This window comes from Herpetosiphon llansteffanensis (genome assembly GCF_003205875.1).
Taxonomy (GTDB): Bacteria; Chloroflexota; Chloroflexia; order Chloroflexales; family Herpetosiphonaceae; genus Herpetosiphon; species Herpetosiphon llansteffanensis.
The window spans coordinates 35,750-55,499 of record NZ_PUBZ01000033.1 but is presented as its reverse complement, the minus strand read 5'-3'; the positions used below and the strand labels follow the sequence as shown (position 1 = coordinate 55,499).

Here is a 19,750-nt window from a genome sequence, read left to right as displayed (position 1 = left end):
TTTTTATTAAGATCATTTAATATATTTCCTATCCACCCCAAACCATCAAGCGACACCACTCCCTAGTGACAACAACACCTGTGTCGAATTAGTGGCGTTCAGACACTATCGAGCGAACAAGGTTGTTCGTGTGGTTGGTTCAATCCCTATCTCTTTAGGAGGGTTCATGAAGCCGTCACGCATCGTTCGGTTGGTTGGTTCACTCGCTTTAACGGTAGGTCTTATGGCTCCGCTCAGTGCTTTAGGCCAAACGCGGCAGCCAGTTCAGCAAACGGAGCCGCTTGATCAAGCGCGCGCCTATCATCTTGAAGGCGTTACCAACCGCGAAGATCGCAATGCGATTGCCGCAACTGGTGCTTCAATTGATGCAGTTCATGGCAGAGTGTTGGATATTACAGCGAATGCAGAAGAAGCTGCCGCGATTGAGCGTTTGGGCTTTAAGTTGGTCGAACTGCCAGAACTGACGGATTTTCCAGGGGCCGATTCAGCCTACCACAACTATGCTGAAATGACCGCCAATGTTGCAGCGGTAGTTGCCAGCAAGCCGAATATCGTGAGCCGCTTTAGCATTGGCCGTTCGTATGAAAACCGCGATTTGATTGCGGTAAAAATTAGCGATAATGTTGGCACCGATGAGAACGAGCCAGAAGCCTTGTTCATTGGTCAACACCACGCCCGCGAACACCTAACCGTCGAAATGACCTTGTATCTGTTGCACTTGTTGGTCGATAACTATGGCCTCGACAATCGCATTACCAACATCGTCAATAATCGCGAAATCTACATCGTTTTCAGCTTGAATCCTGATGGCAGCGAATACGACGTGGCAACTGGCAGCTATCGTAGCTGGCGCAAAAATCGCCAACCAAATAGCGGCTCTTCGTATGTTGGCATCGACCTCAACCGCAACTATAGCTACAAATGGGGCTGCTGTGGTGGCTCCAGTGGTTCAACCTCGAGCGATACCTATCGCGGGGCCAGCGCTTTCTCCGCACCTGAAACCCAAGCGATTCGCAACTTTGTGGCTAGTCGGGTGGTTGGTGGCAAGCAACAAATCAAAACTTCGATTTCATTCCACACCTATAGCGAGTTGGTATTGTGGCCCTATGGCTACACCTACGATTCGTATCCTAGCGATATGGTGCGCGATGATTATGATGCCATGGCAGCACTTGGCCGCACGATGGCTTCGAGCAATGGCTATACGCCGCAACAAGCAAGCGATTTATACGTTGCCGATGGCACGTATGAAGATTGGGCTTATGGCGTGCATCGCATTTTTGCCTATACCTTTGAAATGTATCCAACCAGCGCCAGCCCAGGTTTCTACCCACCTGATGAAGTAATCACCCGTGAAACCAGTCGCAACCGTGAATCAGTCTTGTATCTGTTGGAACAAACCGATTGTCCCTACCGCGCGATTGGCAAAGAAACCCAATATTGCGGTGGTGGCACGCCAACCCCAACGCCTGGCCCAACCGCAACACCTGGCCCAACCGCTACGCCAAGTCCAGTTGTTACCGTGTTCAGCGACGATTTTGAAACCAATAAAGGCTGGACGGTTAACCCCAACAGCACCGACACTGCGACAACTGGCGCATGGGAACGTGGCGACCCAGAAGCAACCGATAGCAGCGGAGCCAAACAACTTGGCACAACCGTCAATGGCAGCAACGACTTGGTAACTGGCCGTTTAGCTGGTAGCTCAGCAGGAGCCTACGACCTTGATGGTGGCGCGTCGTCGGTCCGTTCGCCAGCCTTTACGCTGCCAAGTTCTGGTAATTTGAGTTTGAGCTTCAGCTACTACTTGGCCCATGGCTCGAATGCCAGCAGCGCCGATTACTTCCGCGTCTCGGTCGTAACCAGCTCTGGCACGGTCAAAGTCTTTGAAAAATTAGCCAGTGCCAGCGATGTTGATGCAGCTTGGACGATTGCCAACGTCAGCTTGAATAGCTATGCTGGCCAATCAGTCCGAATTGTGTTCGAGGCTTCTGATGCAAGCACTGCTAGCTTGGTGGAAGCCGCCGTGGATAACGTCAGCGTTACCCAACGCTAAGCTTTAGCCGAACGTAGGTTGCGCTTAATCTCGTCTGTGCTCTTTGGGTACAGACGAGATTGATTTAACTCGTCATAATGTGGTAGGGCGTTTGACGCGACTGGGTATCGCGCCTATAATGCGCTGTTGCGATGGGAGTTTCTTTAGGTATCTCTGGGTGGGCTGTATTCCTCGCCACGCCCATCCCTCACCAAACACGGAGGCAGCGTTCGTCGTGCGTAAGCAAGTAATTAGTGCCCTCGTCGTGACGATTGTGGTAGTTGCTTTGGCATCTTGGATTGTTTTCTTTCCCAAGTCGTTTCAAAGCCTGACCGGTCGCGATGTTTCAACCCACCTAGGTCTCGACCTACAAGGCGGCTCGCAAATCTTTTTACGTCCCGCCGACCCCGATGTTGATGATTTGACCGCCAAACTCGAAAATGCCGCTGGCGTAATTGAACGCCGCGTCAACGGGCTTGGTGTGAGCGAATCGGTTGTTCAAGTCGTTAACGGCGATAGTATTGTGGTGGAATTGCCAGGGGTCAAAGATCCTGCGGCAGCTTCAAATGCACTCAAAGGTGCTGGTAACCTCGAATTTATTGATCCACAAGGTCAATATTTGCCCGAAGGTACCGAAGTATGTACCACGGCAACGCCACGCTATCCGATCACGGTTCAGTTGCCAAGCAGCGTAACTGGCACGAGTGGCGTAACCACCACCGATAGCTTGAGCAGCACCAATCCGTTGTCGCCAACGAGCAATTTGACGACGACAACCCCAACCACACCTACCGAGCGGCCTTGTGATACGCCATACACCACGATTGCTCGTGGTACGGATCTCGACACCAGCCAAGTTGCCTTGACAACTGATCAAGCTGGTCGGCCAGCGGTGTTCTTCCGTTTCCAAACGAACTCGGAATCGGCTAACCAAATTGCGAGCTTTACCAGCCAAAATGTTGGCCGCCCGATGTCGATTGTGGTTGATAACCGCGTGATTTCTAGCCCACAAGTTAATGGTTCCTTGCCTGGCGAAGGGATTATTACGATGGGCGCGACGGGCACAACCGTTGCTGAGCAAAATTCGCAAGCCCAAGCACTGCAAAACCAGCTCAAATATGGGGCCTTGCCTGTAACCTTAATCGAAGATAGTAACCGCAGCATTAGCGCAACCCTTGGCAACGATTCAATCGAAGCTAGTAAAGTTGCTGGCGCGGTTGGCTTGATCGCGGTTATGTTGTTTATGCTCATGTACTATCGCTTGCCTGGCTTAATCGCCAACGTTGCGCTCCTTATCTACACTGTGCTCTCATTTGCGGTTTATAACTTGGTTCCGGTCACCTTGACCTTGCCAGGGATCGCAGGTTTTATTTTGTCGATCAGCTTAGCTGTTGACGCAAACGTGTTGATTTTCGCACGGATCAAAGAAGAACTGCACCGTGGCCGCTCATTGGAACGGGCAGTTGAAGATGGCTTCAACCACGCATGGCCATCAATCCGCGACTCCAACGCCTCAACCTTGATTACAAGCTTTATCTTGTATGTCTTGGGTAACGGGCTCGGTGTAAGTATCATTCAAGGCTTTGCATTAACCTTGGCCTTGGGGATTATCATCAGCTTGTTTACGGCAATCACGGTTTCGCGCATGTTGTTGCGCTTGACCATTGATCTTGGGGTTTCGAATGCACGTTGGTTCGGGGTCAACCCCGAAGAAGATGCTGCCGAAGTTGCAGCCTTGTCGTCAGAGCAAGCATAATAGTTGATTTTCAGCTATATCATCGATAAAGGATTGGGCTATGTTAGATTTAGTGCGTCGGCGCTATTTGTGGTTTGCGATTTCGATCCTGACCATTATTCCAGGCTTGATTAGCATTCTGGTATTTGGCATGAACCTTGGGGTTGACTTCTCTGGCGGCGCACGCTGGGAAATTCATATTCCAAGCATTAGCCAAACCCGTGATGGCTTAGAAAACGAAATTAACGACGTTTTCACTGATAGCGGCATTGAGGGTGCGCGCACCCAATTGTCACAAGGCACGACCAACAATCAACAATTTGTAATTGCCTTTGTGCGTTCCAAGTTGGTGCAGAGCGATTCAGCTGAGCGTAAAGCAGTTGAAACTGGTTTGATCAGCAAATTCGGTGCTGATACGCGGATTGAAACCTTGCAAACCGTTGGTGAAACGGTGCGTGGCCGTTCGATTCGTAACGCAGTTGTGGCGATCTTTATTGCCTCGTTGGCGATTATGGGCTACTTGTGGGCCGCCTTCCGTGGCACACCCAACCCATTGCGCTACGGCGTTTGCGCCATCATCGCGATGTTGCACGACGTGTTGGTCGTCATCGGCATGGCTTCAATTTTGGGCTGGTTAATTGGCCTCGAAGTTGATGCGTTGTTTATGACCGCCGTTTTGACCGTGATTAGCTTCTCGGTTCACGATACGATTGTGGTGTTCGACCGCGTGCGCGAAAACTTGCGCCGCTCAAGCGACGATTACGAACGAGTGGTCAATCGCTCGATCGTGCAAACCTTGACCCGCTCGATCAACACCCAATTTACCTCGTTCTTTACCTTGACAGCCTTGTTGCTGTTTGGTGGCGAAAGCATTCGCTCGTTTGTCTTGATTCTATTGCTTGGCTTGATCAGCGGTACCTATTCATCGATCTTCAACGCTGCCCAATTGTTGGTGGTGTGGGAAAATCGCGAATGGCGCAACTGGTTTGGCCGTGGCAAAGATAAAGCCAAACCAGCCGCTGCCTAATTGATCCTGCCCATCGCAGATCCAAAAATGCCCCGCTCGTTGCTACGAGCGGGGTTTTCTGTTTTAGTAAATGCTACTTGGACTAAGTGTATTGGTTCATTGGATTAACAACGGCTTGATCCCCTCACCCCCCAACCCCTCTCCCACGTGGCGGGCGAGGGGCTTTCACACTTTGGTTCTGCCACGATATATGGTAAAAGCGGTCGCCCCCCTCGCCCGCGTTCTCGTGGGAGAGGGGGCTCTTACAAGGGTAGGTTGTTAAGACTCCCTCACCCCAACCCCTCGCCCGTGGCGCTTTAATTCCATGGTTTTTTGTGGAATTCGTGGTGAAAACCCAAGGCTCCCCCTCTCCCGCGTCCAGTGGGAGAGGGGGTTGGGGGGTGAGGGAACGCTCCACAGCCGACCAATCGCAAAAACCTACCCTCTAAGCAATTGGAATGGTTAGCAGGAAGAGTGCGCCTGGGCCATCATCATTCGCAACCCAAATCCGCCCGCCATGGGTTTCAATTGCCAAACGGCAGTAGGTCAAACCAAGCCCCGTGCCTTTGATGCCAGTTTGCTTAACTTGGGCAAACTTTTCAAAAACCCGTTCGCGGTATTGGGCTGGAATCCCAGGCCCAGCGTCACGCACGCCCAGCAAAATCCATTGGCCATTGGGGTGATCGTTGGGTAATTGGCCAGCTTGGGCTTTATGCACATCAATGGTGATGGTTGATGAAGCTGGGCTGAACTTAATTGCATTATCGAGCAGGTTTTGCACAACCCGCTCTAGCGTTTGCACATCAACCGAAGCTTTGGGGGTATTTTCGGCAATATTCAGCGCCACATGCACTTTGCGTTCGTTGAGCAATGGCTCATAATTTTGCATCACAGAACGAATGACATCATCAACCGCCACCGTTATCGGTGTAATCGGCATCTGGCCTGCTTCCAACTTGCTAATATCCATCAGCAAATTGACCATATCGAGCAGGCGGGCACTGCTGCGGAGCGCAATTTTGACAATTTTATCTTGGCCTTCGCTGAGGTCGCCAACCATCTTTTTGGCCAGCATATCCAGCGAGGTCATAACCGAGCTTAGCGGCCCGCGCAAGTCGTGAATCATCATATAGGTCAAGTCGTGGCGCAGGTTTTCGGCCTCGATCTCGGTGGTAATATCGCGTAGCACAATAATAATTGGGTGCGGGCTTTGATTAGCGGCACTTTGCACCGGCAGGGTCGTCCATTCCAGCCATTGGCTGCGCAAGCCGCCCAATTCCAATTGGCCGCGACCTTCAACCAAGCGCCCACGACTAACCTTGTAAATTGCCAAGGTCAATTCGCTCCACGCTTCCTCTGATTTGTTCCATTGCGCGCACCAATGCGTCAGCAGCAAATCGACTGGCTCGCCAAGCAATTCGGCAACTTCGCTGCTGCCGATCATGGTTTGTGCCGCCGCATTAACTTCGACGACCCGCAACTCGGAGTTCAGCAAAATAATGCCTTCTTCGGTCGAGGCCAAAATCGAGGCCAAACGGTCGCGGCCATTGCTGACTTCTTCGGCCAAACGGCGGGTTTCGACTGCAACAGCTGCTTGGCCAACAAACAACGAAAGCAAATCTTGGGCTTCGCGGTTGGGCAAGGTTTCGGGATACCACAAGTAAATCACGCCCAAGGTTTTGTGGGTTGCCAGCAAGGGCAACATCACCAAGGCTTGGCCGCCCAACTCGCGCAGTACGCTTGGCAATTGCGCGCTATTGCCAAGCAACAAGGGCTTATCGCGTTCAAGCACTTTATGGGCAAATTGAATGATTGCCTCATCAGGCGTGTGTTCAACGCCCAAACCAACGATTGGTTGCAAGGTTGTAGGATCGTTGGGATCGCTGAGCAACACGCCAGCTCCAAGCGCTCCCGTCCAATCGACCATGCCGCCAACCGTAAATTGCCAAATCGCTTGGGCATCGCTGAATGTGCTGTTAATCGCCATGCCGAGTGCGCTCAAGGCAGTTAGACCTTCGACCGTTTGGCGTTGGCGGTCGTAAAGCCGATTGTTTTCGAGCGCGACCGCTAATTGCGTAGCAAAAATCTCCAGCATCTGAATTTGATCGGTGGTTGGTTGCAAGCCGTTTTTGGGTGCATACACCGTCAACAAGCCCAAAAGATCGCCACTGGTGCTGCGTAACACCGCAAATAAGCTATCGTTGGGATGCCACATGCCAGTTCGTAATTCGGGAACTTCGATCCCATTTTGCGGGTCGGGCCACAAACGAGCATCACCATTGCGCCGATGATCGATGTAGTAGGTCGATTCACCACGGCGATATTGTGGTTTGAGCAAGGCCTCAACCCGCGCAGGCTCAATTGTAATGCTGGCTTGGGCAGCGAAAATTTGGCTATCAATGCCTGCGCTGGCAACGCGTTTGATAATTGCTTTGTGGCCAGGCGTAGTTTGCACCAGGCTAATCGTCACTTGATTAAAGCCGGTTGCGCTTTGCACAGCTTCAGCCAAATCTGGCAAGACTGCCCCGAGATTCGATGCTGCCTTGAGCGCATTGCCAATTTGTACAATCTCTTGAAATTGCTTATTGCGCTGGTCAAGCTCGCTAATGCGGCGAGTCAAGGCTTGATCGGTTTGGGTGTAGAGATTAGCATTTTCAATCGCGATGACTGCTTGGTCGGCCACTGCTTCAAGCAAAGCGCGGTCGGCGGCGGTAAATGGCAAGCCACTGCGATGATTGAGAATTTCAATCACGCCCTTGACTCCGCCCGCTCCCAACAAGGGCACACACAGCAAATCGCGGGTTTCATGGCCCACCAACATATCGATGCCCGTGTAAAACGCCGGATGATCGCCAGCGCGATTGGCAATTAATGATTCGCCAGTGCGCAGCACCAAGCCAGCGATGCCAACATTCGAAGGAATGCGATTGCCAAGCAATTGTTGACCAACTGGGCTTAGGCTATAGCGAAACACCAGTTCGTTGGTGGCCTCATCGAGCAACAGCAACGAACCTTCTTCAACATTCAACAGCTCTTGCACCCGACCCATAATCAACGATGGCACGGCCTCAAAATCGAGCGTCGAGGTGATGGTGCGGCCAAGCTCATTTAGCAATTCAAGTTGGCGGGCTTGGCGGGTTGTGCGTTCGTAGAGGCGGGCTTGCTCAAAATTATCAGCGGCGCGATGCGCCAACATCTCCAATTTGCGCAAGGTATCGGCGTTGTAGCGCACCTCTGGTTCGCGCGTATAAATCACCAATGTGCCCAAAACCCGTTCGCCAAAGCGCAATGGCACGCCAGCCCAAAAGAGCGGCGGCGTATCATCGTCAATAAACAATGGCGTAACGTGATAGTGAGCGCAGGTTTCGAGATAGCGATCGGTGATAATTGGCTCGTTGCGCCGAATAATCACCCCAGTTAAGCCATGCGCGACCGTCCATTGCGAATTGGGCGTGGTGCTATGGCCATCGGCGTAGAAATGCGCCGCCACTTGAAACAACTGCGAATCGGTGTCATACAAGGTAACAAACAGATTTTGCGGCCCAAACATCTGTTGAATACCGCGATTGACCGCCTCGATCAACGGCCCAAGTTCGAGCGAGCTATTCAAGCGTTGGCTAATCAAGTTAAACTGGGTCAATTCGCGCAGTTCGGCGACCAATTGTTGATTGTTGGTGATTGTGCACATGCTGGCAGCTGCTTGGAAGGCCAACGGCAATAGCTGTTGATCGCTTGGTTGGGCTTCGGGCAAGGCCAGCCAACCGCGCAAAGTAATGTGCAAGAGTGGCAGCATCGTCCAGCGCAGCTTATCGGCGGTCGTGATGGTGAGAATAATGCCTTGCTCAAGCTGCTCTTGTTGGCTGCTTGAAAGCATTAAATCCAAGGGAATTTCAGGCTGGGTTTCGGCCAAATCAAGCCAAACCAGGTGATAGTGTTGGTTGTGGCGAAATTGCTTGAGGGCGGCGCTTAACGTCGTGTGCAACCCATTGATAGTGGTGGCAGTAGCCAAACGGGGAAGCCACTCAATCATTAAGCGTGCAGGTGAATCTTCAAATGCCTGTTCTTGGGGTTGCATACACATCACGCCTCACATGTGACTGGCCTATCTTACCAAATCTTAGGCTTTTTGACAAAGCTTGGAGTCTGTTTTTAGGCTAGCAAGCGCTAGAGAATTCAACCGCGAAGGACGCGAAGGTCACGAAGCTGGGGTGAGGCAACTATTAAACCACCCTTCATGGCTTGGTTGCTGGCATAAGCAGTGCTACAATAGCAGTATTGTGCAAGAAGGAGCTACTCAATGTTCTCAAATAAGTACGACGTTCCAGAAGGAATGGAAGATCGGGTGCCACCAGGCCAGTATATAACCCAAAAATTTCCAGTCTTGCACTATGGCGAGACTCCAGTTTACAAAGAACTTGAACAAACCTGGGATTTACGGGTTTTTGGCGAGCTTGAGGCCCCAAAAACGTTTTCATATAGCGAATTTCGCGCCTTGCCAACCGTCACCATCGAAAATATCGATATTCACTGCGTAACCCGTTGGAGCAAATTAGCCACCACTTGGACTGGCGTGCGCTTTCGCGATTTCATTCAACATATTCCTGCGCTCAAGCCAAGCGCCAAATATGTGCTTGCCCACTCCGAGGGTGGCTATACTGCCAATATGCCCTTGGAAATGATGTACGATGATGATGTGTTGCTGGCCTATTTGTACGAAGGCGAAGAGCTAGCGCCCGACCATGGCTTTCCCTTGCGCTTGTTTGTGCCCAAAAAATATTTTTGGAAGAGCGCCAAATGGTTGCGCGGCATCGAATTTATGAGCGCCGATCGCTTGGGCTTTTGGGAACGCTACGGCTACCACAACAACGCCGACCCATGGCAAGAAGAACGTCACGCCGACTAAACAGGCATCGACGTTAACTAAAAAACGGTGGATCTGCGTTGATTTCAGCAGATCCACCGTTTTTTAGTTAGGTTTATGGAGTAATGGTTTGAGTTGGATTGACCAATTCGCTGACATCGACCAAGGGTGTTGCTCCCTCGCCGCTAAACACTGGTAATTTACCATCCCAGCGCAACGCCATTTGATAGCGAATCAAGGCATCGGTGACGCTTTCAGCCAGCAGGCGGTTAGCATCTGCTTGGGCTTCAGCACGAATCAAAATCGAGTCGGCATCGCCTTTGGCGGTAGCGCGTTGAGCTTCGGCGCGGCCTTGCGCTTCAACTTTATCTTGCTCGGCCTTAATTTGGGCTTGTTCAAGCTCGTATTTTTGGCGTTCAGCAGCTTGTTGGGCGGTGATTTTGTTTTCCAAGGCTTGCTTCAAATTATCGGGCAAGTGCACTTCGCGAATCACAAAATCTTCCAAAATCAAGTGGCGGCGTTCAAATTCAATAATCAGCTGTTCTTTGACTTTATCAGCCAGTTCAGCCCGTTTGTCGCCGCTGATGCTTTCCCATGTGTAGAGACCAGCAATGGTGGTCAAAATTGAGCGGCTTTGCTGACGCACAACTTGCAGTTCGATCACGTCAAGATCTTGGCCACCCCAATCGGTGTAGAGCGCCGCAGCTTCTTCTTTTTTCACCCGATATTGCACCGCAATGTCAAGGTTGAGTTGTTGAGCTTCGCTCGATTGGACTTTAACTGAATCATCGCCACCGGTACGGCCTTCGTCGCCACTTTGCACCATAATATAGGTTTGCAGCGTGAATGGATATTCTTGGATGGCAGTGGTAAACGGATTAATCAACGTCCAGCCTGGTTCGATGGTAGTGGTGACGTTATTATTGGCTTTGTTGAAGGCAATCCCAACATAGCCTGGTGGAATCGTCTTCCATGATGCCGTTAACAGCACCAAGCCAATCACGGCGACAACGATCGCAATGGCAATTGTGCCAATGCGACGGCCCGATGGGCGCTTGCTAGCGTTGCTCATGGTCATTCCTTTCAATATCATCTTGGCCTGCGGAGCGTAATCCGCGCCACCAATCCATAATCATGGGAGCTAATTCAAGTCCTAAACGGTAGCATAAGACGAGGACAACGATAGCAATAGCGAGCTCGCCTAATGTTCTACTCATAACAGCCTCCTGTGAGGTATTAGCACTCACAGCATCTACTACGTGGCTCATGCGCCAGAGTTGCAAGTAATTTAGCCGATTTTGTGCTCAGCAAGCAACACTTTGTAGCGTTGATCGCCTGCTATCTCGCGCACGTTGCCCAAAGCAGCTTCGAGCAATGGCTCATAGCGTAAAAAGCGATTGGCCACAATCACCAAGCGGCCATTTGGCGCAAGCACTTGGGCTGCTTGTTTCAAGAGATTTTCGGCTAATTGCGGGCTTTGCACGCGGCCAACATGAAACGGTGGATTCGATACGACCAGATCAAATTGCTCGCCACTGACTGCCTGCGTGCCATCAGAGGCCAGCACGCGTCCGCTGATTTGGTTGGTTTGCAGATTACGTTTGGTTGCGTCGATTGCTATCATGGTACTATCGATATAGGTTAAATCAAGCGTTGCTTCGCGGCGTTGCAGCACCATACCCAAAATGCCTGCGCCACAACCAAGGTCAAGCACTCGTTGATTGGGCTGCACCTCAACTGCATCAAGCAACATGGCGCTGGCAGGGTCAAGCTGGCCTTGAGCAAACACGCCCGCTGTCGCTTCGATGATTAATTCAACCTGGCCATGCTTAATCAGATGTTGGCTTGGTTGGCTTGGTTGCGCTTGCCAATTCAGGTTGCGAAACGCCATCACGACATGATGGCCTTTTTTATACAATGTTTTGACGCTTGGCCCGACAATGCTTTCTAAAAGCGTTGTGGCTCCGCTTAATCCTGCTTGCTTTCCACCGCCGATCGCCACAATTCCGCCAGCGTTGGTGTGTTGAGCTGCCAAATTAATCAGTTCTGCGCCACGCTGATTGTCGCTCCACCACAAAATGTTAATCAACACCAGATCAAATGGTTTGCTGGGCTTTAAATCGGTGGTGCTAAAAAATTGGGCTGGCAATTTGGCTTGGGCGAAGCTTTGGCGGGCGGCGGCTAAGGCCACAATTGAATCATCGGCAAAGCTCACATGTGCGCCTGCACGAGCAAGCGCTAAGCCAATGCGGCCAGTGCCAGCGCCAATTACTAAGGCATGTTGGCCTTGTGTAACGACACTCGCTCCCCATTCGGCCAACAAGGTAGCACCCCAATCATCGCGTTCGGTATCGAAGGGCACTGGCAACAACCAAGCATTCATATTAATAACATCCTTATACTGTGCGCCAACCGACGCACGTGTGATTTTGGTAGAATAGCTGCATCATTTTAATCGTGATTGGCTGGTTGCGCTATCGATAGTTTTGAGGCAGGCTACAATGACATTTTCAATTGTTGGCTACGACCCGACCACTGGCGATCTTGGGGTGGCGGTCGCTTCTAAATTTTTGGCGGTTGGCTCGGTGGTAAGTTGGGCACAGGCCGAGGCTGGCGCGATTGCAACCCAATCGTATGCCAACATGAGTTTTGGCCCCGAGGGCTTGGCATTGTTGGCTCAAGGTAATTCGGCTCAAGCGACGCTCGATCAATTGTTGGCTGCTGATGCAGGCCGTGAGCAACGTCAAGTTGGCGTGGTTGATGCGCAGGGCAATGCTGCAACCTGGACAGGCAGCGCGTGTCATGGCTGGGCGGGCGGAAGAACTGGCGCAGGCTATGCAGCCCAAGGCAACATCTTAACTGGAGCCGATGTTGTCGAAGCAATGTCGACTGCCTTCGAGCAAAGCCACGGCGAGTTGGCCGAACGCTTGTTGGCGGCGCTTTTAGCGGGCGATCAGGCTGGCGGCGATCAGCGCGGGCGGCAATCGGCGGCGTTGTATGTGGCGCGCAAGGGTGGCGCATATGGCGGGGTGCTCGATCGCTATATTGATCTGCGGGTTGACGATCATCAAAACCCAGTGCCTGAACTTGGGCGTTTGCTTGGTTTGCATCGTTTTTATCTCACGCCGCCCAAGCCCGACGATTTATTGCCGATTGATACAGCGCTGGCGCTGGAAATTCAGACCATGTTGCAGCAGTTTGGCTACTATCAGGGTGCACTTTCGGGCACGTATGATGCGGCAACCCATGCTGCGTTGCAAGCCTATGGCGGGGTTGAAAACCTCGAAGAACGCTTGGTAAGCGCTACCCATATCGATCGGCAGGTGCTGAATTATTTGCGCAATAACTTTGTGCGCTGATTGAAGAAACTGCAAGGGCCAAAATTGGCTCAAAAAAGCCGCAAATTGGCCCTAAAAACAGCCTTGCGCTAGTTGACTCAGGCACAGGTGTGTGCGATAATGGCGCGTACGGTGTCTGGAAGGGCCAGACAGTAGGGACATGCGTTGGGATCGTGAACATTGACGGGATTCATCCTCTGCCTCAAAAGCGTAAACACATTCCCTCACTATTTGGAATCCTCCAATTGGCAGCCCTGTGATGCGGGCTTATTTTTGTGTAACCGCTTGTGGTAACGAAAGACGACTATGCAACCATATATTCGACCAACCTACCCATTTAGTGCGCTTGTTGGTCAGCCTCGCTTGAAACAAGCACTGGTGCTGAATGCAGTCAACCCACGAATTGGCGGCGTGTTGATTCGTGGTGAAAAAGGCACTGCCAAATCGACGGCTGTTCGGGCCTTGGCACATTTGCTGCCATTAATCACCGTTGTGGCGGATTGCCCCTATAGCTGCCCACCAGATCAGCTTGATCGGATGTGTAGTTCATGTCGTAGTCGTTTGCAAGCAGGCGAAGAATTGCCATTGGCCCAACGCCCAACGCGCTTGGTTGAATTGCCTGTCAGCGCTTCGGAAGATCGCTTGGTTGGCTCGCTTGACCTTGAACATGCCTTGGTCGAAGGTCAACGCCGCTTTGAACCAGGCCTGTTGGCCCAAGTTAATCGTGGTTTGCTCTATGTCGATGAAGTGAATCTTTTGGATGATCACTTGGTTGATATTTTGCTTGATGCTGCGGCAATGGGCATTAACACCGTCGAACGCGAAGGCATTTCGGTTTCGCACCCAGCGCGCTTCATTTTGGTTGGCACCATGAACCCAGAAGAAGGCGAACTCCGGCCTCAATTGCTGGATCGTTTTGGTCTGGTGGTCGAAATTGGTGGCTTGAAAAATGTGCGCGAACGCGTTGATGTGATTCAACGGCGCATGGAATATGATGCAGACCCCGAGCAATTTGTGCAACGCTGGAGCAGCAACGAGCATAATTTGACAGAAGAAATTGCTGCTGCCAAAAAACTCTTGCCACAGGTGCAAATTTCTGAGCAAGATATGGCGGCAGTGGCGATGCTCTCGCTCGAATTGGGCGTTGATGGTCACCGCGCCGACTTGGCGATTCTCGAAACTGCGCGCACCCACGCTGCGCTTGAAGGCCGCACCACGATTTCGCTCGAAGATATTCGGGTTGCAGCCCAATTGGCTCTGCCGCACCGCATGCGTCGCCAACCATTTGCCGAAGTTCGGCTCGATGAGCAGCAACTCAGCGATGTGCTGAACAAAGCAGCTCAAGAGCGCCAACGCGGCAATGAAGAAACTGCGGGGCACGACGAGCTAAAAAAAGCTTAGCCCCATCGGAGGAAGCGTCCAGCGATAGCGAAGAAGCGGGCGATGAAGAACCACCGACTGGGGCTCCGAAAGGCTCGCCACCCCAAAGCAGTAGCCAAGCAGAAAAAGGCGATGGCAAAGTTTTCAACATTGCCCAAGAATATCGCCCCAAGCGTTTGGAAAGCCAAGCTGACTCGATGCGCCGCAAGGCCGGTGGTCGCCGCACGCGCACCAGAACTGAGCGCAAGCAAGGTCGCTATATTACCAGTCGCGTGCCACGCGGCCAATTAACCGATGTGGCCTTTGATGCGACGTTGCGGGCGGCAGCACCATTTCAGCGTCAACGCCGCCAGCCACATATCAAACGGGCGGTGGTGTTGCATCGCAGCGATTTACGCGAAAAAGTACGCGTTCGGCGGACGCGCAACGCAGTTTGTTTTGTGGTTGATGCAAGCTGGTCGATGGCAGCGGAAACTCGTATGCAAGCAACCAAAGCTGCGGTGCTCTCACTGCTGCGCGATGCCTATCAACGGCGCGATTTGGTTGGGCTGGTAAGTTTTGCCCGTGATCGTGCGACGGTACTTTTGCCGTTGACCAACAGCGTGGAAATGGCGCAACAACGGTTGCGCACTATGCCAACCGGTGGCAAAACCCCGCTGAGTCGTGGTATGATGGCAGGCTTTGAACTGCTTGCTCGCGCCAAATTGCGTGATCGCGAAATTTTACCTTTGATGGTGTTGTTGACTGATGGCCATGCCAATGTCTCGATGACTGGCCAGCCACCACAACAAGAAGCCTACCAACTGGCCGAGTTTATCGCCAGCCAACAGATTCCGACGGTGGTGATTGATACCGAATTGCCAAATTTCTATCGCGGCTTGGCCAAAGAATTGGCTGATCGCTTGAATGGCTCGTATTATCAACTGGAAGAACTGAGTGTTGGCCTTGCCGAACTGGTACGCTCACACCAAGAATTATCACAGATTAAACTCTAAATCTGTGTAGCTCGCCGATACATTTTGGTCTTTGCTCTGATGCTTGTGAATGTAGCGTTTCCCCACAAGCATTGAGCTGAAGCACCATGAGTTGGATTTGATGGCACGGTCTAGGAATTGTTATGCCACCCAACATGACAATACCTAGATCGCGAATGCGGTATTGGGTTGGAAACGCGATGATCTGCTATGGAGGCTGCTCGAATGACGGACGAAGCGCAAAATGTCAGCGCGACTAACGGCGAAGAGGAAAAAGAGGGCGTATTGCAAAAGCTGGCCGACAAGGCTCGCGAAGTAGTCGCCGAAGTGAAGGAAGAATTGGCTGAAGTGAAGGAAGATCTTGGCGAAGCATTGGCTGAAGCTCGCGAAAAAGCAAGCGAAGTCTTGGCTGAAGTCAAAGAGCGCGTTGGCTTAGGCGGTGGTGAAGAAACCAGCGACGAAGCCGGCGCAACCAGCGACGAAGCTCGTGCAACCAGCGACGCAACCACTGAAGACGCTGGTGCAACCAGTGACGAAGTTGTCGCAACCAGCGACGCAACCACTGAAGACGCTGGCGCAACCTTTGAACCAAGCGGCGAAGAAGATGGCACTACGCCACGTCGTTTGGCCGATTTGCACGCAGGCATGGAACTGGAAGGCCGCGTCACCAGCACCGCTTTGTATGGCGTGTTTGTTGACATCGGCGTTGGCCGCGATGGTTTGGTTCACATCTCAGAAATGAGCGACCAACGCATCGAATCGCCAACCGATGTTGTGCAAATTGGTGATATGGTCAAAGTTCGGGTCAAGAGTGTTGATCCCGATGCTCGCCGCATCAGCTTGACAATGCGCTCGCCTCGTTCAGAAGGCCGCCGCCGCGCTCCCAAACGCCCAGAAGTCAACAACGACAAATTGGGCGAATTGAAGCCAGGCGATTTGGTTGATGGCACGGTTAATGGCATCGCGCCATTCGGCGTGTTCGTTGACATCGGTGTTGGCAAAGACGGCTTGGTCCACATTTCAGAGCTTTCAGAAAGCCGCGTGGAAAAAGCCGAAGATGCAGTCACCGTTGGCCAAAGCTACACCTTCCGCGTGTTGGAAGTTGACACTGGCGCACAACGCATTAGCTTGAGCTTGCGCCGCGCCAAAGAAGATTTCCAAGAACGGCCAAAAACCCCACGCCGCCGCGAAGTAAACTTGGATGTGATCGCCCCAGGCACCGTGCTTGATGGCAAAGTCAGCGGGATTGCTCCTTTCGGCGCATTCGTTGACCTTGGCGTTGGTCGCGACGGTTTGGTTCACATCTCAGAGCTTTCCGAAGGTCGGGTTGGCAAAGTTGACGATGTGGTTAAAGTTGGCGATCCAGTCAAGGTTCGCGTCTTGGAAGTCGATCCCGATTCAAAACGGATCAGCTTGACCATGCGGGTTGAAGAAGCCCCAACCACCCCAATCTCAACCAGTGGCTCATCACGCTTGGATCGCGACTGGACTAACCCAGCTGCGCGTGAAGAACGCCGTGGTGGTGGCAACGCTGGTGGCAACGCTGGCGGCAACGCTGGTGGTGGCCGCCGCAACGAACGCCGCGATCGCCCAGCCCGCGAACCAGAAATTTATAGCGTTGGTGTGACTGAAGAAGAAGATTTTGGTGGTAACGCAACCCTCGACGACTTGTTGTCGAAGTTTGGTTCGGGCCACGACGATCGCCGCTCAGCGCGCCGCCGCTACGAAAAGCCTGAAGAACAAGAAGAAGACGGCTTCGAAAACCGTGAATCACGTGCTCGCCGCGATGCAATTCGCCGCACCTTGCGCGATTCACAAGAAGACTAATTCGTTCTGCTGCTTAACATCAACAGGGATGAGCGTTTGGCTCGTCCCTGTTGGCATTTAAGCGTATACTTAGTGCAACCTATTAAACCGTAGCGACGTTTGATAGCTACTGGATTTTATGCTGTGAGGATTGGATGCCATGCGGACGTTTCGCATGATTTGGGCTAGCGCTGCTGGTTGGATGGTCGATTATTTTCTGACGATGTTAATCGTGCCGCTCGGGTATGCAGCTCTCAGGATTGATACGCCCACCGATATTCAATTGACGAATCCGCTGCACATTGTTGTGGCGTTGATCTTGCCCGCCTTGATGACGATCATTGGTGGTGGGGTTGCAGGCCGTTTATCGCTGGAAAACCCCACCCCTGCTGGGGCATTAGTTGGTGGTTGGGGCTTGCTGATGCTGTTCGATACCCCATTAGAGCAAAATAACTTTAGCTTAGCGATGCTGATTACCCAATGTGTTGCGACCATCGGCGCGGCGCTTATGGCAAACTATATTGCCAAACGCACCTTGCAAAAAAGCTCGCTAGAATAAGGACGTTTCTTTATGCAAACAATTGTGGCCTATGTGCCAGATTTAATGTTTGGGATTCGCGTGCGTGATGTGCTGCAACAGCTTGGCTATCAAGCAATTGTGGCCGATAGCCTCGCCGCTGCCCAACAGGCTTTAGCCGCCGATTTAGGCTTGTTGATTGTTGATTTACGCAGCGAGAGCGAAGCGACCAGTGCCTTGGTGCAGGCTGCCAAAGCGCTTGACCCGCAATTACCAGTGCTGGCCTTTGGCTCGCACGTTGATGTTGAGCGCCAAAAAGCCGCGCGGGCCGCTGGTTGTGATCGGGTGGTGGCTAATTCGAAATTTAGTAGTGATTTACCCAACCTCATTGCTACCCTTGTGCGGCCTCAGAGTGTAGGCTAAGTACTGCTAGCGTGCATTGCCTAAGATGCCGCTATCCGTTATACTGCATCTGTTTTTATGGCTACACGTTTGCACCCAAAATGGGTTAATGACGCTCGCTTAGAGGTACCTTTGTGGAGGCGACAATGACAAATGCTGTTCGCAACCCTGCTATTATTTTGGTTGAGGACGAACCTGATATCTTGATCATTTTGCATCGGATTATGCGCGATTTGACCGGCGGTTACGATATCGTCACGGTCAATAGCGCTCAAGATGCGCTGGGGGTGCTGACTGAACGCTCATGCCCGCTGTTGATCACCGACCATAACATGCCTGGCATGACCGGCACCCAACTTACCCAAGTGGTCAAGCAAGATTATGCCGATACGAAGGTGATTATTATTACTGCTTATGCTACCCCAGAAGTCGAGCGCACCGCCCGGACTGCTGGCGTGGATTACTTTTTGACCAAGCCGTTCTCGCTTGATCGTTTGGAGCAAATTATCAAGGAAGTGCTGGGCAAAGTATGAGTGTTGGGCTGTGGCAAACTCCTGAGCCAACAGCCCAGCCTACGCTTGTCAAAACCTTGGTGATTGGCGCGGGCTTAATTGGCTCGTACTTAGCCTTACAAAGCAAGGCCGAGGTTGTGCTCGATGCGCGTCACGTTGCTGGCGGCGCTTCTGGGCGCAACGGCGGCCTCTTATTGACGGGCATTGCCAATTCGTATCAGGCAGCCTGCGTTGAATATGGCCGCGATTTGGCGCAAGCGTTGTGGCGCACCACGATTCGTAATCGCGAAATGATGATCGAATGGGCGACCAAACTTGGCTCGCCAGTGCGCCGCTGTGGCTCGTTGATTTTTGCCTATAGCGAGCAAGAACATGCCGAGCTAGCCAATGCAGCAAGTATGATGCACGAAGATGGCTTTGCCACCGAGTGGCACGCTGAAGATCCAACCAAGCGTGGTTTTTGGGGCGCGTTGCACAACCCCGACGATGGCGCGATTCAGGCGGCGCTGTTGACTGAAGCGTTGTTACGCGAAAGTGGCGCTACGCTGTATGAAGCCAGCGAAGTTTATGCGCTCGAATCAACTGCCGATGGTGTGTTGGTGCGCGCTCGCACTGGCAATTGGCTGGCCCAACAGGTTTTGCTGGCAACCAATGCTTGGACAGGCTTGTTGCTGCCAGAATTTAGCTCGTTGGTCATTCCGGCCCGTGGCCAATTGTTGGCAACCGCGCCAATTGAGCCAATTCTGGCCCAAGCCTGTTATTGCGATTATGGCTTTACCTACTTTCAGCAAACGCCTGCTGGCAATTTGGTGATTGGTGGGTTTCGCAATCGGGCTATTGCCGAAGAACAAACCTTTGCTGATTGCACCACGCCGATCATTCAAGAGTTGCTTGATGGCTTTTTGCAACGCCACTTTCCTGAGGCGGCAACTGCGCCAATTGAACGGCGTTGGGCTGGCACGATGGGCTTTGCGCCCGATCATCGGCCTTTGGTGGGGCGTTTGCGCCGCGACGAGCGGATTGGCTTCGCGGTGGGCTTTAGCGGCCATGGGCTGGGCTTAGGCCTCGTTGCCGCCGATGAGCTGCTGGCCGAATTGGCTGGCACACCAGCAACCCTGTTTAGCGCTCGCCGCTTTAACGATACGGCCCACCTGTTCGTCTGATCAGGCTCAAACATCGGTCGC

General features: G+C 52.4%; 15 protein-coding genes. 12 read left to right on the top strand and 3 right to left on the bottom strand.

Features of this window, described 5'->3' with window-relative positions; all coding sequences use genetic code 11:
- Positions 1 to 166 precede the first annotated feature (166 nt).
- From C5S61_RS02090 to secF, 3 genes are all read left to right on the top strand, one after another.
- Complete coding sequence (locus C5S61_RS02090) at positions 167 to 2,056, top strand: M14 family metallopeptidase (RefSeq protein ID WP_110513468.1); 1,890 nt, start codon at positions 167 to 169, stop codon at positions 2,054 to 2,056.
- Positions 2,057 to 2,270: 214 nt separating this feature from the next.
- Entirely contained in the window at positions 2,271 to 3,791 is a 1,521-nt protein-coding gene (secD, locus tag C5S61_RS02085; protein ID WP_110513467.1) for a protein translocase subunit SecD, read from the top strand.
- 40 nt (positions 3,792 to 3,831) lie between these two features.
- Positions 3,832 to 4,797 carry a protein translocase subunit SecF gene (gene secF, locus C5S61_RS02080; protein WP_110513466.1) on the top strand — a complete coding sequence of 322 codons (966 nt, stop codon included), beginning with the start codon at positions 3,832 to 3,834 and terminating at the stop codon, positions 4,795 to 4,797.
- 424 nt (positions 4,798 to 5,221) lie between these two features.
- Here the strand turns inward: secF and C5S61_RS02075 are convergent, their stop codons facing one another.
- A complete protein-coding gene (locus C5S61_RS02075) occupies positions 5,222 to 8,851 on the bottom strand; it encodes a GAF domain-containing protein (RefSeq protein ID WP_164689171.1) in 3,630 nt (1,209 codons plus the stop codon).
- A 222-nt stretch (positions 8,852 to 9,073) separates the two neighbouring features.
- On the opposite strand from C5S61_RS02075, the gene C5S61_RS02070 reads away from it, so the two are divergent.
- Entirely contained in the window at positions 9,074 to 9,679 is a 606-nt protein-coding gene (locus C5S61_RS02070; RefSeq protein ID WP_110513464.1) for a sulfite oxidase-like oxidoreductase, read from the top strand.
- Positions 9,680 to 9,752: 73 nt separating this feature from the next.
- Here C5S61_RS02070 and C5S61_RS02065 read toward each other — a convergent pair whose 3' ends face one another.
- Entirely contained in the window at positions 9,753 to 10,709 is a 957-nt protein-coding gene (locus C5S61_RS02065; protein ID WP_164689170.1) for a prohibitin family protein, read from the bottom strand.
- A gap of 216 nt (positions 10,710 to 10,925) precedes the next feature.
- Positions 10,926 to 12,020, bottom strand: coding sequence for a methyltransferase (locus tag C5S61_RS02060; RefSeq protein ID WP_110513462.1), 1,095 nt, complete (start codon positions 12,018 to 12,020; stop codon positions 10,926 to 10,928).
- 118 nt (positions 12,021 to 12,138) lie between these two features.
- Between C5S61_RS02060 and C5S61_RS02055 the strand changes: the two genes are divergently transcribed.
- The 8 genes from C5S61_RS02055 (at position 12,139) to C5S61_RS02020 (ending at position 19,729) form a co-directional block, all read left to right on the top strand.
- The gene (locus C5S61_RS02055; RefSeq protein WP_110513461.1) at positions 12,139 to 12,996 is read left to right on the top strand and encodes a DUF1028 domain-containing protein; all 858 of its coding nucleotides are present in this window, start codon (positions 12,139 to 12,141) and stop codon (positions 12,994 to 12,996) included.
- A 285-nt stretch (positions 12,997 to 13,281) separates the two neighbouring features.
- Positions 13,282 to 14,376 carry a magnesium chelatase ATPase subunit I gene (locus C5S61_RS02050; RefSeq protein ID WP_110513460.1) on the top strand — a complete coding sequence of 365 codons (1,095 nt, stop codon included), beginning with the start codon at positions 13,282 to 13,284 and terminating at the stop codon, positions 14,374 to 14,376.
- A gap of 176 nt (positions 14,377 to 14,552) precedes the next feature.
- On the top strand, positions 14,553 to 15,350 hold the full coding sequence (locus tag C5S61_RS02045) for a vWA domain-containing protein (RefSeq protein WP_110513459.1): 798 nt from the start codon (positions 14,553 to 14,555) through the stop codon (positions 15,348 to 15,350).
- Between the two features lie 204 nt (positions 15,351 to 15,554).
- Positions 15,555 to 17,156 (top strand): S1 RNA-binding domain-containing protein, encoded by a 1,602-nt coding sequence (locus tag C5S61_RS02040; protein ID WP_110513458.1) that lies wholly within the window; start codon positions 15,555 to 15,557, stop codon positions 17,154 to 17,156.
- 139 nt (positions 17,157 to 17,295) lie between these two features.
- A complete protein-coding gene (locus C5S61_RS02035) occupies positions 17,296 to 17,694 on the top strand; it encodes a hypothetical protein (RefSeq protein WP_110513457.1) in 399 nt (132 codons plus the stop codon).
- A gap of 12 nt (positions 17,695 to 17,706) precedes the next feature.
- Positions 17,707 to 18,075, top strand: coding sequence for a response regulator (locus tag C5S61_RS02030; protein WP_110513456.1), 369 nt, complete (start codon positions 17,707 to 17,709; stop codon positions 18,073 to 18,075).
- A gap of 125 nt (positions 18,076 to 18,200) precedes the next feature.
- Positions 18,201 to 18,587 (top strand): response regulator, encoded by a 387-nt coding sequence (locus tag C5S61_RS02025; protein WP_054534135.1) that lies wholly within the window; start codon positions 18,201 to 18,203, stop codon positions 18,585 to 18,587.
- Complete coding sequence (locus C5S61_RS02020; RefSeq protein WP_110513455.1) at positions 18,584 to 19,729, top strand: NAD(P)/FAD-dependent oxidoreductase; 1,146 nt, start codon at positions 18,584 to 18,586, stop codon at positions 19,727 to 19,729. The genes C5S61_RS02025 and C5S61_RS02020 overlap by 4 nt, the downstream gene beginning before the upstream one ends.
- Positions 19,730 to 19,750: the final 21 nt, after the last annotated feature.